Source organism: Nocardia pseudovaccinii NBRC 100343, assembly GCF_001613225.1.
GTDB classification, from domain to species: domain Bacteria; phylum Actinomycetota; class Actinomycetes; order Mycobacteriales; family Mycobacteriaceae; genus Nocardia; species Nocardia pseudovaccinii.
This window is the reverse complement of record NZ_BDBY01000427.1, coordinates 1-15,060: the sequence shown is the minus strand read 5'-3', so window position 1 is coordinate 15,060 and position 15,060 is coordinate 1. Positions and strand designations below refer to the sequence as shown.

The window sequence follows — 15,060 nt, the reverse complement described above, 5'->3', positions numbered from 1 at the left end:
GACCCCATCACACGGGGGTATGAGAGGCCGGAACCAAAATAAAATTTGGCACTGACATTCATCGACACACTATTGAGTTCTCAAAGAACACACGCACACACCATCTAGCGGGTTTGAGCCCGGTCGATCGGTGAGGCAACTTATCCAGCTTAGCTCAGCCAGGAACCCGATTCAAAATCGGGGTCTCGTTCGAGCTAGTGTGATCGTCAGGCGCTCAACGTCCTACCTCGTTTCCCTGGTCCTTCGCCCAGCCTTTCGGCTCAGCGCGTGGGCCCCGGGTCGGTGTCCGTGTCGCTCTGACTCGAATAAAGTTACGTGTCGGTGTGCACGATGTCAAATCGCCTGGTCAGGAACGGTTTTCAGCAAGAGGTGATCGTCGCCTTCCGTTCACATGATCAATCCGCGGCGCCGACTCGCTCCACCTGACCACCCAACGCCTGCAGCTGCTCGACGAAATTCGGGTAGCCGCGGTCGATATGGAAGACGTCGTGCACCTCGGTGGTGCCATCGGCAACCAGACCGGCAAGTACCAAACCGGCGCCGGCCCGAATATCCGACGACCACACCGGCGCGCTCGACAGCCGTGGAATTCCGCGCACCACCGCGTGATGTCCATCGGTCCGCGCGTCGGCGCCCAGCCGGATCATCTCCTCCACGAAACGGAACCGCGCCTCGAAGATGTTCTCGGTGATCATCGAAGTGCCGTCCGCGATTGCCGCCAGACCGATGGCCATCGGCTGCAGATCGGTCGGGAATCCGGGGAAAGGCAGCGTCGAGAAATTCACCGCGCGCGGCCGATCGGCCTGGATAACCCGGAAACCATCCGGTTCGAACGAAATACGCGCACCGGCCGAGCGCAGCTTGTCCAGTACGAGAGACAGATGCTTGGGGTTCACACCGGTGACCCGGACATCGCCCATGGTCATCACTGCGGCAATCCCCCAAGTCGCGGCCACGATCCGGTCGCCGATCACCTGGTGCGTCGTCGGCTCGAGCCGCTCGACCCCCTGAATGGTGAGCACCGAGGTGCCCGCGCCGCTGATGCGCGCGCCCATCCGAACGAGCATGTTGCACAGATCGACGATGTCGGGTTCACGGGCCGCGTTATCGATGACCGTCTCCCCCTCGGCCAGCACGGCCGCCATGAGGATGTTCTCGGTGGCGCCCACCGAGGGAAAGTCCAGCCTGATCCGCGCACCCTGTAGTTCTTCGGCGCGCGCGACTACACAACCGTGCTCGATTTCGCTGGTCGCGCCGAGCAGACGCAGACCCGCCTGATGCATATCCAATGGCCGCGAACCGATCGCGTCACCACCGGGCAGGGCGACAACGGCGCGCTTACACCGCGCCATCAGCGGACCGAGCACACAAACCGAGGCACGGAACTGCGTCACCGCCGGAAAATCCGCGTGGTATTTGGGCTCTGCAGGCGTGTTGATCGTGACGACCGACCCGTCGATCGTGACGTCGCAGCCGAGGCCGCGCAGCACATCACCCATCAACGGAACATCGAGGATGTCCGGGCAGTTCGTAATGGTGGTCGTGCCTTCGGCCAGCAATGCAGCCGCCATCAACTTGAGGACGCTGTTCTTCGCACCCCCGACCGCGACCTCACCGACGAGTCGATTCCCGCCAGTAACCAAAAACCGTTCCATGCCGCCTCTCCGCGTATTCGGCGCACTGTTGGTGCAAAGGATAGTTGCGTTGCGGGCCGGTGGTAGCAGTGCCGGGGTTATATCCAGGTAGCTGGGACGACTTTCGGGGTGTCCAGCAACTTTTGCGCGTGTCGGTGCGGATCGGACAGTTCACGAACCACCTTGTTCGCCACCAGGCTTCCACAACACGTCACCGCCCGGGTTGGCGACACGGCTGAGGATGAACAGCAGGTCGGAGAGGCGGTTCAGGTACTTGGCCGGAAGGATATTCGTATCGTCCGGATGCGCCTGCACCGCGGCCCATGCCGAACGCTCCGCCCGCCGCGCCACCGTACGAGCAGTGTGCAGCAGAGCGGCCAGCGGCGTACCGCCGGGCAGAATGAACGAATTCAGTGCGGGCAGATCGGCATTGAATTCATCGCACCAGGTTTCGAGACGGTCGATATAGGGCTGGGTGATGCGCAGCGGCGGATACTTCGGCTCCGCGACCACCGGGGTCGAAAGATCCGCGCCCGCATCGAACAGATCGTTCTGCACCTGGCGCAATACCTTCAGCAACTCCGGGCCAGGGTCACCCAGCGCGAGGGCTACACCGATCGCGGCGTTCGTTTCGTCACAGTCGGCATAGGCGACCAGACGCGGATCTGTTTTGACCACCCGCGAAAAATCGCTGAGACCGGTCGTCCCGTCATCGCCGGTCCGCGTATAGATCCGCGTCAGGTGCACATTCACGAGTTCAGCCTAGAGTCCGGGCAGCCGACGGGTGCGATCCGAGGGCCGGGATTCGACCCAGGAGAGGAAGGCGGCCAGTGAGCCGCGATCCAGGGCCAATTCGTAATTACCGTCATTATCGGAAACCGCGGTCACCGCGATCTCGTCGGTCATGATGTCGTATTCGTCGCCACGCGGGCCGCGCCGATCACCGATCTCGATGCCCTGGCGTCGAATGGTGGAGTCGGGGCCCAGTTTCAGACTGGAGAGCTTGTAGAAGACGAGGCGATCCTCGTCGTATCGAATCAGGCCGTGCCGCCACCCCTGACCGCCGCGCGCGGGCAGCACCCGCAGAATCGCGGCGGTGCCGCCGCGGCGCAACATGATCAGCCGGTAGGTGGAGGCCAACGCCAACAGAACGAGCGTGAGCACCAGAATGATCAGGAGAACCATCCCGGTCTGCAATGCCGTTCGTCCCTTCGTTCCGCCGCCGTGTCGACGACACGGTATTCGATTGCGGTATTCGCAGGCCCTCCGTGGCCACGCAGGCTACCGCCTCCGGGCCTGATGCTCACACCGCGTGCGGCCATTCAACCACGGCCCCGAGTTTACAAATGGCCGGGCCTTGTCTTTGAACGTTCGAAGCCGGAAACGGCGCTGTCGGCGGCGAATACCTTCGCCGCCGACAGCGCCGTGCTATCGGGTCGTACCCAATCCTGGTGCGGTACTACGCCTTCGCCTCTTCGACCGCGCGCACCTGGCCCTGGGCCGCGATCTTCGCTTCCTCGGAGGCATCGGCGTCGGCCAGCACCCGACGGGCCGCCTCGACGTCGATCTCATCGGCGAACTCCGCGGATTCGGCCAGCACCCGGACCGAGGTCGCGGTCACCGAGAAGAACCCACCGTGCACCGCCGCGGTGATCCGCTCACCCTCGGTGGGCACGATACTCACGATGCCGCCCTCGACCAGCTGGCCGAGCAGCGGCTCGTGACCCGCCATGATGCCGATCTGACCTTCGGTGGTCTGCGCGCTGACGAACGTCGCCTGGCCGGACCAGAGCAAACGTTCGACGGCGACCAGATCAACTGACATCTCCGCCATGGGTGACTACTTTCCGGCGATCTTCTTCGCGGCCGCCTCGACGTCGTCGAGACCACCGCAGGAGTTGAACGCCTGCTCCGGGAAGTGGTCGAACTCGCCCTTGCAGACGCGGTCGAACGCCTCGATGGTGTCGGTCAGCGGCACCACGGAGCCCGGCTGGCCGGTGAACTTCTCGGCCACGATGAAGTTCTGGCCGAGGAACTTCTCCAGACGACGGGCCCGGCCGACGAGGACCTTGTCCTCTTCGGAGAGCTCGTCCATGCCGAGGATGGCGATGATGTCCTGCAGTTCCTTGTACTTCTGCAGGATCCGCTTCACCTCGTTGGCGACCCGGAAGTGCTCCGCACCGACGATCGAGGCCTCCAGGATGCGGGAGGTCGAGGTCAGCGGGTCGACGGCCGGGTAGATGCCCTTCTGCGAGATCGGGCGGGAGAGCTCGGTTGTCGCATCGAGGTGGGCGAAGGTGGTCGCCGGGGCCGGGTCGGTGTAGTCGTCGGCAGGCACGTAGATGGCCTGCAGCGAGGTGATGGACCGACCACGGGTCGAGGTGATGCGCTCCTGCAGCTCACCCATCTCGTCGGCCAGCGTCGGCTGGTAACCGACGGCCGAAGGCATGCGGCCGAGCAGGGTCGACACCTCGGAACCGGCCTGGGTGAACCGGAAGATGTTGTCGATGAACAACAGCACGTCCTGGTGCTGCACGTCACGGAAGTACTCGGCCATGGTCAGAGCCGAGAGCGCGACGCGCATACGGGTGCCCGGCGGCTCGTCCATCTGGCCGAAGACGAGGGCGGTGTCCTGGAGGACGCCCATCTCTTCCATTTCCAGGTGCAGGTCGGTGCCCTCACGGGTGCGCTCACCGACGCCCGCGAACACCGAGGTGCCGGAGAACTCCCGCGCGATACGGGTGATCATCTCCTGGATCAGAACGGTCTTGCCGACACCGGCGCCACCGAACAGACCGATCTTGCCGCCCTTCACGTACGGGGTCAGCAGGTCGATGACCTTGATGCCCGTCTCCAGGATCTCGGTCTTACCCTCGAGCTGGTCGAATGACGGAGGCTTGCGGTGGATGCCCCACTGCTCGCCGTCGCGGCCGAGACCAGGGGTGTCGAGGCAGTCGCCGAGGGCGTTGAACACGTGGCCCTTGGTGATGTCGCCGACGGGCACCGAGATCGGCTTGCCGGTGTCGGTGACGGTGGCGCCACGGACCAGACCGTCGGTCGGCTGCATCGAGATGGTGCGCACGATGTTGTCACCGAGGTGCTGGGCGACCTCGAGGGTCAGGGTCTTGGCCACCGAGGTCAGGGTGATCTCGGCGTGCAGAGCGTTGAACAGCTCAGGGATGGAACCCCGCGGGAACTCGACGTCCACGACGGGGCCGATGACGCGGACGACGCGACCTGTTTTCGCGCCGGTCCGGCTCTCTTGTGTGACTGCTGCGGTCATTTTTCTCTTCCTGCGCCTTTAGTCGCGGTCCGAGCTCGAAGCCAGCGCGTTCACGCCGCCGACGATTTCGCTGATTTCCTGCGTGATCTGGGCCTGCCGCACCGAATTCGCCTGCCGGGTAAGCACATTGGCCAGTTCGTTGGCGTTGTCGGTGGCTGCCTTCATTGCGGTGCGCCGAGCCGCGGACTCGGATGCCGCTGCCTCGAGCAACGATGAGTAGATGCGCGTGTTGATGTACTTGGGCAGCAGCGCCGCCAGCAGCACATCGGCATCGGGCTCGAACTCGTACTGCGCGGTGAGTTCCGCGGTCGGCGAGTCGGTGAAGCTGTCCTCACCCATGTCGTAGTCTTCGTCGACATAGCTGACCTGGATCGGCGCCAGGCGGCGCACCTCGGGGGTCTGGGTCAGCATCGAGACGAAACGGGTGTACACGATGTGCAACTCGTCGACGCCCTCGATATTGCCCACCCCGTTCGGGGCCGGAACCTCGACCTCGGAGCCCGCCATGAACGCGTCCACCAGGTGGTGGCACGCGGCCGTGGCATCGTTGTACTTCGGCTGCTGGGAGAACCCGGTCCACGCGTTGACCACCGGCCGATTCCGGAAGGTGTAGTACGTGAGGCCCTTGTTGCCCATCACGTACAGCACCGGCTCCTTGCCCTCGCCACGCAGGGTGACCATGAGCTCCTCGGCGCGCTTGAGCACGTTGGAGTTGTAGCCACCGCACATGCCGCTGTCACTGGTGATCACCAGGATGGCGGCGCGGCGCGGGTTGGCCCGCTCGGTCAGCAGCGGGTGCGACAGATTCGTCGAAGCACTCGCCAGCTCGCCGAGGACCTTGGTGATCTCCTCGGCGAACGGCTTCGCGGCCGCAACCCTGGCCTGGGCCTTGGAGATTCGCGAGGTCGCGATCAGCTCCTGGGCCTTGGTGATCTTCTTGATCGAACTCACACCACGAATGCGGGAGCGCAATTCACGCAAGCTTGCCATCAGCGGTTCACACTCCCTTCATTCGCCAGAATCGAATAACGCATCAGCGGGCTCGATTACTTCTCGACGTGCTTACGGGTCACCGACAGCGATTCGACCTCTTCGTGGTCGAGCTCACCGGCGGCGGCCTCGTTCACGACGCGCGAGCCGTCGGAAGCGAGGAAGCCCTGCTTGAACTTGTCGGTGGCCGCCTTGATGGCATCGCCGTTCTCGTTGTCGAGGACCTTGCCGCCCTGGATCGACTTGAAGGCATCGGCCGCGCTGCGGTGCAGATCCTCGAGCAGTTCCGCGTTGAAGCGACGGATGTCGGCAACCGGAACCGAGTCGAAGTAGCCGGCGTCGACCAGGAAGATCGAGACGATCTGGTCCTCGACCGGAACCGGCGAGTACTGGTCCTGCTTGAGCAATTCGACCCAGCGGGCACCACGCTCGAGCTGTGCGAGCGAGGCTGCGTCGAGATCGGAGGCGAACGCGGAGAACGCCTCCAGCTCGCGGTACTGCGCCATTTCCAGACGCAGCGAACCGGCGACCTTCTTCATGCCCTTGGTCTGGGCGGCGCCACCGACACGGGAGACCGAGGTACCGACGTTGATCGCCGGACGGACACCCTTGTTGAACAGGTCGGACTCGAGGAAGACCTGGCCGTCGGTAATGGAGATGACGTTGGTCGGGATGAACGCCGAGATGTCATTGGCCTTGGTCTCGATGATCGGCAGACCCGTCATCGAGCCGGCGCCCATCTCGTCGGACAGCTTCGCGCAACGCTCCAGCAGACGCGAGTGCAGGTAGAAGACGTCACCCGGGTACGCCTCGCGGCCCGGCGGACGACGCAGCAGCAGCGAGATGGCGCGGTACGCCTCGGCCTGCTTGGTCAGGTCGTCGAACACGATCAGGACGTGCTTGCCCTGGTACATCCAGTGCTGGCCGATCGCCGAACCGGTGTAGGGCGCAAGCCATTTGAAGCCGGCCGAGTCCGAGGCGGGGGCCGCGACGATGGTGGTGTACTCCATCGCACCGTGCGATTCCAGCGCGGTCTTCACGCCCGCGATGGTGGAACCCTTCTGGCCGATCGCGACGTAGATGCAGCGAACCTGCTTGGTCGGGTCGCCGGTCTCCCAGTTCGCCTTCTGCGCCAGGATCGCGTCGATGCAGACCGCGGTCTTACCGGTCTTGCGGTCGCCGATGATCAGCTGACGCTGACCACGACCGATGGCGGTCAGGGCGTCGATGGCGGTGATGCCGGTGGCCAGCGGCTCCTCGACCGGCTGACGCTGCAGCACGGTCGCGGCCTGCAGCTCCAGCACGCGCTGCTCTTCGGCCTCGATCTCGCCGAGGCCGTCGATCGGCTGGCCGAGCGGGTTGACCACGCGGCCGAGGAACTTGTCACCGACGGGGACCGAGAGCACGTCGCCGGTGCGGCGAACCTGCTGGCCCTCTTCGATTTCCGCGAACTCGCCGAGGATAACCGCACCGATCTCGCGGTCCTCGAGGTTCAGCGCGACGCCGAGCACACCACCCGGGAACTCGAGCAGCTCATTGGCCATCGCCGAGGGCAGGCCGCTGACGTGCGCGATGCCGTCACTGCAGTCGGTGACAACACCGACTTCTTCGATGGAGGTTTCCGGGGTGTAGCTCTGGGTGTAGCTCTCGATCGCGCTACGGATCTCATCGGTGGAGATCGTCAGCTCCGCCATAGTCTTCCTGCTCTCGCTGTCTGGTGTGGATGTCGGGGGAGGTGGGTCGTCAGGCCAGAGCGCTGCGCTATGAGGCCAAGGCCCGACGCAGCCGTTCCAAGCGGCCGGTGGCGCTGCCGTCGATCAGGTCGTCGCCGACCTGCACCACGACGCCGGTCAGCAGACTCGGATCGACCTGCACGTGCACCGTGACCGGCTTGCCGTAGATGCGCTGCAACGACGCCCCGAGGTGGTCGCGCTGCTGGTCGGTCAGCGCGACCGCGGCACGCACATGCGCGACGATCTGATCGCGCCGCGCGGCCGCGAGATCGGACAGCTCGCCGAACGCGCCGCCGATATTCGTCGACCGGGTGACCACCTGATCCGCCAGGGTCTGGGTGATGGTCTCGGTCTTGCCCGCGAGCAGCCGGTCGATCAGTTCGCGCTTGGCCGCTGCGGGCTTCGCACGATCCGAAAGTGCCTGCTCCAGTTCGGGATTGTCGCCGATGATCCGGCCGAGCCGGAACAATTCGTCCTCGACCGCCCCGAGTCGTCCGCTGTCGGCGGCGGACTCCAGCAACGCCTCCTGGCCGAGCAACACCAGGGTGTCGACCAAATCGGCGGTGCGCGACCAGTTCTGGGCCACCGCGGTGGTCAGCACCGCCAGGGTGGCGGGGCTGACCTTGCCGCTGAAGACCCGCTCGCTGAGTTCGGCGCGCGCCGAGCCGGGCACCGACACGTCCGCGAGCGCAACACGCAGCGAACGCTGGTCATCCAGCACGGCGACAACGGCGAACAGTTCCGACCCCGTCGTGGCCGCAACACTGTCGCTTCCGGTCAGAGCGGCCCGAAGTGCCTCCCGTGCCCGGGAGCTTGCCTCGCGGCTCGCTGCGTACATGCTTCTCACTTTCGCGTCGCTACCTTCCGACCCCGATGCCGGCATCCGACTGATCGAGTTCGGACAGGAACCGGTCGATCGATGCCGCTTGCTTAGCTTCGTCCGAAACCGACTGTCCGATAATCTTTTCGGCCAAATCGACGGCAGTTTTGCCGACTTCGGCGCGCAGCTCGGTCAGGATCTGCTGGCGCTGTGCTTCCAGCTGGCTGTGACCGGCAGCGACGATGCGGTCGCTTTCGGCCTGTGCTTCCGCGCGCATCTGCGCGAGGATCTGCTGGCCCTGGGTGCGTGCGTCCTCACGGATGCGCGCGGCCTCGAGCCGGGCGTCAGCCAACTGCTGCTGGTACTGCTGCAGCGTCAGCTGGGCTTCTTCCTGCGCGGCCTCGGCCCGCTGGATTCCGCCCTCGATCCTGTCCGCACGTTCATCCAACACCTTGATAAGGCGAGGGATGACGTACTTGTAGAAAATGGCGCCGACGATCGCAATGCAGACCACCGACCAGACGATGTCGTAGGTCTCGGGGATGAGGGGATTGATGTCCTCCCCTGTCTCCGCCGCGAGCATAGAAAGCGTGCTCATAGCAATCTCAGAAGATGAAGCCGGCCACAAGGCCGATCAGGGCGAGGGCCTCGGTGAACGCGATACCGAGGAACATGTTGGTGCGGATGGTGCCCTGGAGCTCGGGCTGCCGGGCGATGCCCTCGATGGCCTTACCGACCACGATGCCGACGCCGATGCCGGGGCCGATGGCGGCGAGACCGTAGCCGATGGCGCCGAAGCCCTTGAACTTCTCGGTGGTGGTGGCGGCTTCCTGGGCCAGGTACGCGAGGCTCATGAGTCTTCCATTCCCTTTCTTTTGCTCACCCGCCGGTCGGCGTGGTGCAGCAGATATCCGGTAGTTGTGTGGTCAGTGCGAATCGGCGTGTTGTGCGAGTCCGATGTAAACGGCGGTCAGCAGCGCGAAAACGTAGGCCTGCAGGAAGATGACCAACATTTCGAACAGCGTGAACCCGAGTCCGGCCAGCAGCGAGAACGGCGAGAACACCTTCATCCAGGCCGCGGCATCGAACAGGAAGAACCAGGTGGCGCTGAAGAACAGCACCAGCATGATGTGGCCGGCCAGCATATTGGCCATGAGTCGGACGGTCAGCGTGAACGGCCGCAGGATGAACGTCGAGACGAACTCGATCGGAATCAGCAACACGTGCAATGCGGGCGGAACATTCGGAACGACGATGCTGCTGCGCATGTAGGTGACGAACCCGTACTTCTTGATACCCACGAAGTTGAACGCGAGGTACGCGATGAGGGCCAGCACCAGCGGCATGCCGATTCGGGCGTTCGACGAGATGTTCAGCCCCGGAATGATGCCGGAGAAGTTGAGAAAGAGAACCGCGAAGAAGATCGTCGCGATCAATGGGAAGTACTTGCGACCGGATTCCTTGCCGAGCACTTCGTCACAGATCTGATCCTTGACGAAGACCAAACCGGTTTCGGCGATGTTCTGCAGACCACGCGGGACGATGCGAGGATTGCGGAATGCCAGCACCATGACGAGCACCAATACGGCGGTCATCAGCAGCCGGATCAGCATCAAACGGTCGAGTTCGAACGGCGTACCCTCGAACAGCACTGCTGGAGGGAAGAAGTCGGACAGCGATGGCGCGTGGAACTCGCCCGCCAAAGTGGTGACGCTCAGCGTTCTCTCCCGTGTTCGGGCCGCGGGTACGGTCATTCCCGCGGTTCGATCGGACATTGACGATCAATTGGGTCGACTCAGGTCGGCTCGAAATTCGTCAGCAGCTGTGCGGCATCCCGCCCGGGCGTCTGTACGTAGTGTCGGCGACATTCGTCGACATGCAGAACCGGAACCCTCGGAGCCCGGCACGGCAGTAAGCATAGCGGCAGTTGGCGGGATCTCGGTGATCCCCCCTTGCTTGGTCGCTTGCTTACCAACACTTTACCAAGTTATCTACGACAGCGTGTAGGTGGGGGCGATTATTGCTGCGCAGAGGGCAAATCGGACTCACCGGTCGGTACGTTTACGTACGGAACCTTCTGCCGCAGAACGCCATACGTCTCCGCGCCGAGCACGATGAGCAAGGACCCGACCACGGTCAGGAACAGTGCCATCCGGTCGTAGAAGTCGAACCGCTGCAGCACCGCGATCACGATCATCGCGACCAGCAGCTTGCCCACCCAACTCACCAGCATGACCAGGCCCGCGGTACTCGCAGGCAGCTTCGCGCCGAACAGCACGACGGCCGCGGTGGTGAGAATGAAGCCGCCGCCGATGGCCGCGCCGAGCAGTGCGCCCCAGAGCCCGGACAGGCCCGCGACGGCCGAGGCGATGGCCACCGAAACCACTACCAACACGGCCGAACCGATCACGCCGTAGCGCAGCGCCGCCTTCAGCGGGGCGTCAGGACCGGGGACAGGGTTAGTAAGACTCACGACCCGAACTTTACCTGGGCCTTGCTTTACGAATCCGCGGGCTCCTTGCGCCGCAGGCCCGGTATGGCGGTCACCACCAGCGCGAAAACCAGCCCGCCCGCCATCATCAACACCACAATCCGGCGGTCATGGATCAGCGAAGTGCCGACGGCGCCGAAGGCGAGCACACCGACCCACAAATAGATCACCAGCACAACGCGACGGTGCGAATGTCCGATCTGCAACAGCCGGTGATGCAAGTGCATTTTGTCCGGTGTCGAGAAACTCACACCGGCCCGGACCCGGCGCACGATCGCCAACAGCAGATCCAATACCGGAATGAACATCACCGCGCCGACGAGCAGCAGCGGCGAAAGCAGACCGACGATGTCGCGAGGTCCGTAGCCCGCCAAATTGATTCGGCCCGAGGCACCCGTCGACACCGCGGCCAACATGAGCCCGATCAACATCGATCCGGAATCACCCATGAATATCCGGGCGGGCGAAAAGTTGTGTGGCAGAAATCCCATGCAGGCGCCCGCGAGCGCGGCGGCGAGCAGGGCAGGCGGATATGTGTCGACCGAACCGCCCTGGCTGTAGAGCAGGCCGACGGTGAATACGAAGACCGCACCCGCGCAGATCAGACCCAATCCGGCCGCGAGTCCGTCGAGACCGTCGACGAAATTCATCGCGTTGACCAGCGTCACCGTGATGCCGACCGTGACCAGGCCGCCCTGCAGCGCGTCCAGCACCACTGTCGTGTCGTTGAACGGGTTATAGATGACGTACCAGCTCAGGCCCATCACCGCCATCACACCGGCGGCGGTCACCTGACCCGCGAATTTGGTCAGCGCGTCCAGGCCCCAGCGGTCGTCGACAATGCCGACCAGCACGATGAGCGTGGCCGCCACGAGCACCGCCGGAATATCCGGCGCGTAATCGAACCCCCTTCGCAGCGCGGGCAATTGGTGCGCGAACAGCACCGCGGCGACCACCCCGACGTACATGCCGACGCCGCCCATTCGCGGAATCGGTTTGACGTGCACATCGCGCTCGCGCGGCACAGCCACCGCGCCGAAGGCGACGGCGAGCACCCGAATTCCGCCGGTGGCCAGGAAGGTCACCGTGCCCGAGATGAGAAGCACGAGCAGCAGCTCGCGCAAAGGAACTACCGCACCCGAACCGATCATCCGTTTATCTGATCCGCCATCTGATCACTGCGTCCCGAGGTCACCGCGTCGCGACGCTGGTCAGCGCCTCCGGGGACATTCCGAGCACATCGGCGATATCGCCGACCGGAACCGCGCCCGCGCGCAGGATCCGCGGCTGATCGGCGGTGAGGTCGACGATGGTGGACGCGATCGCATGTTCGGCCGGGCCGCCGTCGAGATAGACGCCGACCAGATCACCGAGCTGATCGCGCGCCTCGGCGGCGGTCTTGGCGGGTGGCTGTCCGGAGACATTGGCGCTGGAGACCGCAAGCGGGCCGACCTCGCGCAGCAGTTCCAGCGCGACCGGGTGCAGCGGCATCCGCAGCATGACCGTGCCACGGGTGTCACCGAGGTCCCAGGCGAGCGAAGGCGCCTGCTGCACAACGAGACTCAACCCACCGGGCCAGAATGCCCGGATCAGCTCGCGGGCCTGCGGGCGCACCGAGAACACCAGACCGTCGATGGTGTGCCAGGAGCCGACCAGCACCGGTACCGGCATATCGCGACCACGCCGCTTGGCGGCGAGCAGATCGCTCACCGCGGTGGAATCGAACGCGTCCGCGGCCAGGCCGTACAAGGTATCCGTCGGCAGTACGACCAGCCGGCCGGATTTCAGGGCACTGGTGGCCGCGGTCAGTCCGGCGGCGCGCGAGTCGGGATCCGCGCAGTCGTAGACGGTACTCACGGCCACCATCCTGTCACGCGTGCCACTCGATGCCACCATCGGCGGGGTTGGTTCGATCCGATGGTCGCCGGGTCAAGCACGAGTCGCGGCGACGAAGCGTGGCTTACCCGCGAGGTCCGGATGCTCGACGATGTCGGTGAAGTCACCATGTTCGGCCAGTAGAGCGGCGAGATCGGAGCCGTTGGTGTCGTCGTGTTCGATGGCGCAGGAGCCGCCGGGGCGCAGCAAGCGGGTGATGGTGGGGGTCATCCGACGGATGACGTCCAGTCCGTCCGGACCGCCGAAGAGGGCCAGATGCGGATCATGATCGGCGACCTCGGGATCGAGTTCGGCGCCTTCGGGAATGTACGGCGGATTGGCGACGACGAGATCGACCTCACCGTTGAATTCGGTGAGCAGATTCGGATCGGTGACATCGTCGGCGTACAGGGTGATCGGGGTGTCGCCCTCGGCAATACGCAGATCGGCATTGCGCCGCGCCCACTGCAGGGCCGCGGGATCGATTTCGATCGCGTGCACGTCCGCATCCGGGCGGGCCTGGGCAATGGCAAGTGCCAGCGCACCGGAACCGGTGCACAGATCGACGACGACCGGTGTGTGATCGTGCGGCAGCGTCTCCAATTGCGCCAATGCCCAGGCGAACAGCAGCTCGGTCTCGGGACGGGGCACGAAGACGCCGGGACCGACCGCGAGTTCGATTTCGCCGATCGCCGCGGTGCCGGTCAGGTGCTGCAGCGGAATACGCTGCGCGCGCCGGTCCACCAGGGCTCGATAGTCCTCGAGCAGTTCCGGCGCGACCAGCGGGGTCAGCACCAGCCGGGTCCGATCGACACCGAGCAGGTGGGCGGCCAGATGCTCGGCATCGGCCTGCGGACTGTGCACACCCGCCGACCGGAGGGTTTCGACCGCTTGATTTATAGCGGGGCGCAGTGCCACACGCGTCATGGGCTTGTCCGTCTCTCCGCGTATTTTGCCGGTTGTAGGTGCGCGCTTGCGTCGCGCGCCAGCGGTTGGTTGCCAGATCGCGTGCGTGATCGGTTGCCCATGTTCATACCAAATCAGTCGACGCGACGGCACGGTGTCCAACCGCGACTTATTCCGCAGCCATTCGGGCTTCGCGGTCCGCCTTACCCAGGGCATCCAGTAGTGCGTCCATATCACCGTCGAGTACGGCGTCGAGGTTGTGCGCCTTGAAGCCGATGCGGTGATCGGTGATGCGGTTTTCCGGGAAGTTGTAGGTTCGAATGCGCTCGGAGCGGTCCACGGTGCGGATCTGGCTGGCCCGACCCGCGGCGGCTTCCTGATCGGCCTGTTCCTCGGCGAGCGCCTGCAGTCGAGCCGCGAGCACCTGCATGGCGCGGGCCTTGTTCTGCAGCTGAGAACGCTCGTTCTGGCAGGTCACCACGATGCCCGAGGGCAGGTGGGTGATGCGGACCGCGGAGTCGGTGGTGTTGACGCCCTGGCCGCCCTTGCCGGAAGAGCGGTAGACGTCGATGCGCAGATCCGATTCGTCGATCTGTACCTCTTCGACCTCGTCGGGCTCCGGGTAGATCAGTACACCGGCCGCCGAGGTGTGGATGCGGCCCTGCGATTCGGTCACCGGAACCCGCTGGACGCGGTGCACGCCGCCCTCGAATTTGAAGCGGGACCAGACACCGTCGCGCGCGGCGTCGCGGCTCTTGATGGAGATGGTCGCGTCCTTGTAGCCGCCCAGGTCGGAGATGTTCACATCGAGAATCTCGACCTTCCACCCATGCCGCTCGGCATAGCGGACGTACATACGGGCCAGATCCGAGGCGAACAGCGCCGATTCCTCACCGCCCTCACCGGATTTCACCTCGAGCACCACATCGTCGCCGTCGTGCGGGTCGCGCGGGGCCAGCAGATCCGCGAGGATCTGCTCCAGCTCGGTGACCTGTTGTTCCAGGTCCGGCACCTCGGCGGCGAAGGACGCGTCGTCGGCCGCGAGTTCCTGCGCCGCGGCGAGATCGTCGCGGGCGGACTTCAGCTTGTTGTAGGTGGCCATGATCGGGGCCAGCTCGGCGAACCGTTTGCCGACCCGGCGCGCGGCACCCGGATCGTTGTGCAGCGCCGGATCGGCGAGCTGCGTTTCCAGGCCCGCGTGCTCGGCCAGAATGTCATCGATCGCGGACGGTTGCGTCACGGTGCTTCCTCTCGTTATCCGTACTGGCCACACAAAAGCGCCGACGCCCGGCCTGCAGCGCAGGACCGGGCGTCGGCGGGGAAGCTAC

At 64.8% G+C, this 15,060-nt stretch carries 16 protein-coding genes; all 16 read right to left on the bottom strand.

Annotated features, from left to right (window positions below):
• Nucleotides 1–395: 395 nt before the first annotated feature.
• The gene (gene murA, locus NP3_RS44780; RefSeq protein ID WP_063047774.1) at nucleotides 396–1,655 is read right to left on the bottom strand and encodes a UDP-N-acetylglucosamine 1-carboxyvinyltransferase; all 1,260 of its coding nucleotides are present in this window, start codon (nucleotides 1,653–1,655) and stop codon (nucleotides 396–398) included.
• 150 nt (nucleotides 1,656–1,805) lie between these two features.
• Nucleotides 1,806–2,387: a cob(I)yrinic acid a,c-diamide adenosyltransferase gene (locus tag NP3_RS44775; protein ID WP_063047773.1), complete on the bottom strand. Its 582-nt coding sequence runs from the start codon at nucleotides 2,385–2,387 to the stop codon at nucleotides 1,806–1,808.
• Nucleotides 2,388–2,396: 9 nt separating this feature from the next.
• The gene (locus tag NP3_RS44770; RefSeq protein WP_040687141.1) at nucleotides 2,397–2,819 is read right to left on the bottom strand and encodes a DUF2550 domain-containing protein; all 423 of its coding nucleotides are present in this window, start codon (nucleotides 2,817–2,819) and stop codon (nucleotides 2,397–2,399) included.
• A gap of 274 nt (nucleotides 2,820–3,093) precedes the next feature.
• Nucleotides 3,094–3,468 carry a F0F1 ATP synthase subunit epsilon gene (locus NP3_RS44765; RefSeq protein ID WP_040687139.1) on the bottom strand — a complete coding sequence of 125 codons (375 nt, stop codon included), beginning with the start codon at nucleotides 3,466–3,468 and terminating at the stop codon, nucleotides 3,094–3,096.
• 6 nt (nucleotides 3,469–3,474) lie between these two features.
• On the bottom strand, nucleotides 3,475–4,917 hold the full coding sequence (atpD, locus tag NP3_RS44760; RefSeq protein ID WP_063047772.1) for a F0F1 ATP synthase subunit beta: 1,443 nt from the start codon (nucleotides 4,915–4,917) through the stop codon (nucleotides 3,475–3,477).
• 18 nt (nucleotides 4,918–4,935) lie between these two features.
• Nucleotides 4,936–5,907, bottom strand: coding sequence for a F0F1 ATP synthase subunit gamma (locus NP3_RS44755; protein ID WP_063047771.1), 972 nt, complete (start codon nucleotides 5,905–5,907; stop codon nucleotides 4,936–4,938).
• A 56-nt stretch (nucleotides 5,908–5,963) separates the two neighbouring features.
• A complete protein-coding gene (gene atpA, locus NP3_RS44750) occupies nucleotides 5,964–7,601 on the bottom strand; it encodes a F0F1 ATP synthase subunit alpha (protein WP_063047770.1) in 1,638 nt (545 codons plus the stop codon).
• 67 nt (nucleotides 7,602–7,668) lie between these two features.
• Entirely contained in the window at nucleotides 7,669–8,478 is an 810-nt protein-coding gene (locus NP3_RS44745) for a F0F1 ATP synthase subunit delta (protein ID WP_063047769.1), read from the bottom strand.
• 19 nt (nucleotides 8,479–8,497) lie between these two features.
• Nucleotides 8,498–9,058, bottom strand: coding sequence for a F0F1 ATP synthase subunit B (locus NP3_RS44740; protein WP_063047768.1), 561 nt, complete (start codon nucleotides 9,056–9,058; stop codon nucleotides 8,498–8,500).
• A gap of 7 nt (nucleotides 9,059–9,065) precedes the next feature.
• Entirely contained in the window at nucleotides 9,066–9,314 is a 249-nt protein-coding gene (locus tag NP3_RS44735; protein ID WP_063047767.1) for an ATP synthase F0 subunit C, read from the bottom strand.
• A gap of 72 nt (nucleotides 9,315–9,386) precedes the next feature.
• Nucleotides 9,387–10,214: a F0F1 ATP synthase subunit A gene (gene atpB / locus NP3_RS44730; RefSeq protein ID WP_174566320.1), complete on the bottom strand. Its 828-nt coding sequence runs from the start codon at nucleotides 10,212–10,214 to the stop codon at nucleotides 9,387–9,389.
• Between the two features lie 263 nt (nucleotides 10,215–10,477).
• A complete protein-coding gene (locus tag NP3_RS44725) occupies nucleotides 10,478–10,933 on the bottom strand; it encodes a Cg1360 family ATP-synthase-associated protein (RefSeq protein ID WP_084509687.1) in 456 nt (151 codons plus the stop codon).
• Nucleotides 10,934–10,959: 26 nt separating this feature from the next.
• Entirely contained in the window at nucleotides 10,960–12,102 is a 1,143-nt protein-coding gene (locus NP3_RS44720) for a glycosyltransferase family 4 protein (RefSeq protein ID WP_063047766.1), read from the bottom strand.
• 40 nt (nucleotides 12,103–12,142) lie between these two features.
• Nucleotides 12,143–12,808: an L-threonylcarbamoyladenylate synthase gene (locus NP3_RS44715; RefSeq protein ID WP_040687133.1), complete on the bottom strand. Its 666-nt coding sequence runs from the start codon at nucleotides 12,806–12,808 to the stop codon at nucleotides 12,143–12,145.
• A 72-nt stretch (nucleotides 12,809–12,880) separates the two neighbouring features.
• On the bottom strand, nucleotides 12,881–13,753 hold the full coding sequence (gene prmC / locus NP3_RS44710; RefSeq protein WP_063047765.1) for a peptide chain release factor N(5)-glutamine methyltransferase: 873 nt from the start codon (nucleotides 13,751–13,753) through the stop codon (nucleotides 12,881–12,883).
• Between the two features lie 148 nt (nucleotides 13,754–13,901).
• Nucleotides 13,902–14,972 carry a peptide chain release factor 1 gene (gene prfA / locus NP3_RS44705; protein WP_063047764.1) on the bottom strand — a complete coding sequence of 357 codons (1,071 nt, stop codon included), beginning with the start codon at nucleotides 14,970–14,972 and terminating at the stop codon, nucleotides 13,902–13,904.
• Nucleotides 14,973–15,060 lie beyond the last annotated feature (88 nt).

What these genes read in the sequence shown, in the direction of transcription:
- NP3_RS44755 (WP_063047771.1), bottom strand. Translation starts at nt 5,907, where the DNA reads ATGGCAAGCTTGCGTGAATTGCGCTCCCGCATTCGTGGTGTGAGTTCG.
- prmC (WP_063047765.1), bottom strand. Translation starts at nt 13,753, where the DNA reads ATGACGCGTGTGGCACTGCGCCCCGCTATAAATCAAGCGGTCGAAACC.
- murA (WP_063047774.1), bottom strand. Translation starts at nt 1,655, where the DNA reads ATGGAACGGTTTTTGGTTACTGGCGGGAATCGACTCGTCGGTGAGGTC.
- atpA (WP_063047770.1), bottom strand. Translation starts at nt 7,601, where the DNA reads ATGGCGGAGCTGACGATCTCCACCGATGAGATCCGTAGCGCGATCGAG.
- atpB (WP_174566320.1), bottom strand. Translation starts at nt 10,214, where the DNA reads ATGACCGTACCCGCGGCCCGAACACGGGAGAGAACGCTGAGCGTCACC.
- NP3_RS44735 (WP_063047767.1), bottom strand. Translation starts at nt 9,314, where the DNA reads ATGAGCCTCGCGTACCTGGCCCAGGAAGCCGCCACCACCACCGAGAAG.
- NP3_RS44765 (WP_040687139.1), bottom strand. Translation starts at nt 3,468, where the DNA reads ATGGCGGAGATGTCAGTTGATCTGGTCGCCGTCGAACGTTTGCTCTGG.
- NP3_RS44740 (WP_063047768.1), bottom strand. Translation starts at nt 9,058, where the DNA reads ATGAGCACGCTTTCTATGCTCGCGGCGGAGACAGGGGAGGACATCAAT.
- NP3_RS44770 (WP_040687141.1), bottom strand. Translation starts at nt 2,819, where the DNA reads ATGGTTCTCCTGATCATTCTGGTGCTCACGCTCGTTCTGTTGGCGTTG.
- NP3_RS44720 (WP_063047766.1), bottom strand. Translation starts at nt 12,102, where the DNA reads ATGATCGGTTCGGGTGCGGTAGTTCCTTTGCGCGAGCTGCTGCTCGTG.
- atpD (WP_063047772.1), bottom strand. Translation starts at nt 4,917, where the DNA reads ATGACCGCAGCAGTCACACAAGAGAGCCGGACCGGCGCGAAAACAGGT.
- NP3_RS44745 (WP_063047769.1), bottom strand. Translation starts at nt 8,478, where the DNA reads ATGTACGCAGCGAGCCGCGAGGCAAGCTCCCGGGCACGGGAGGCACTT.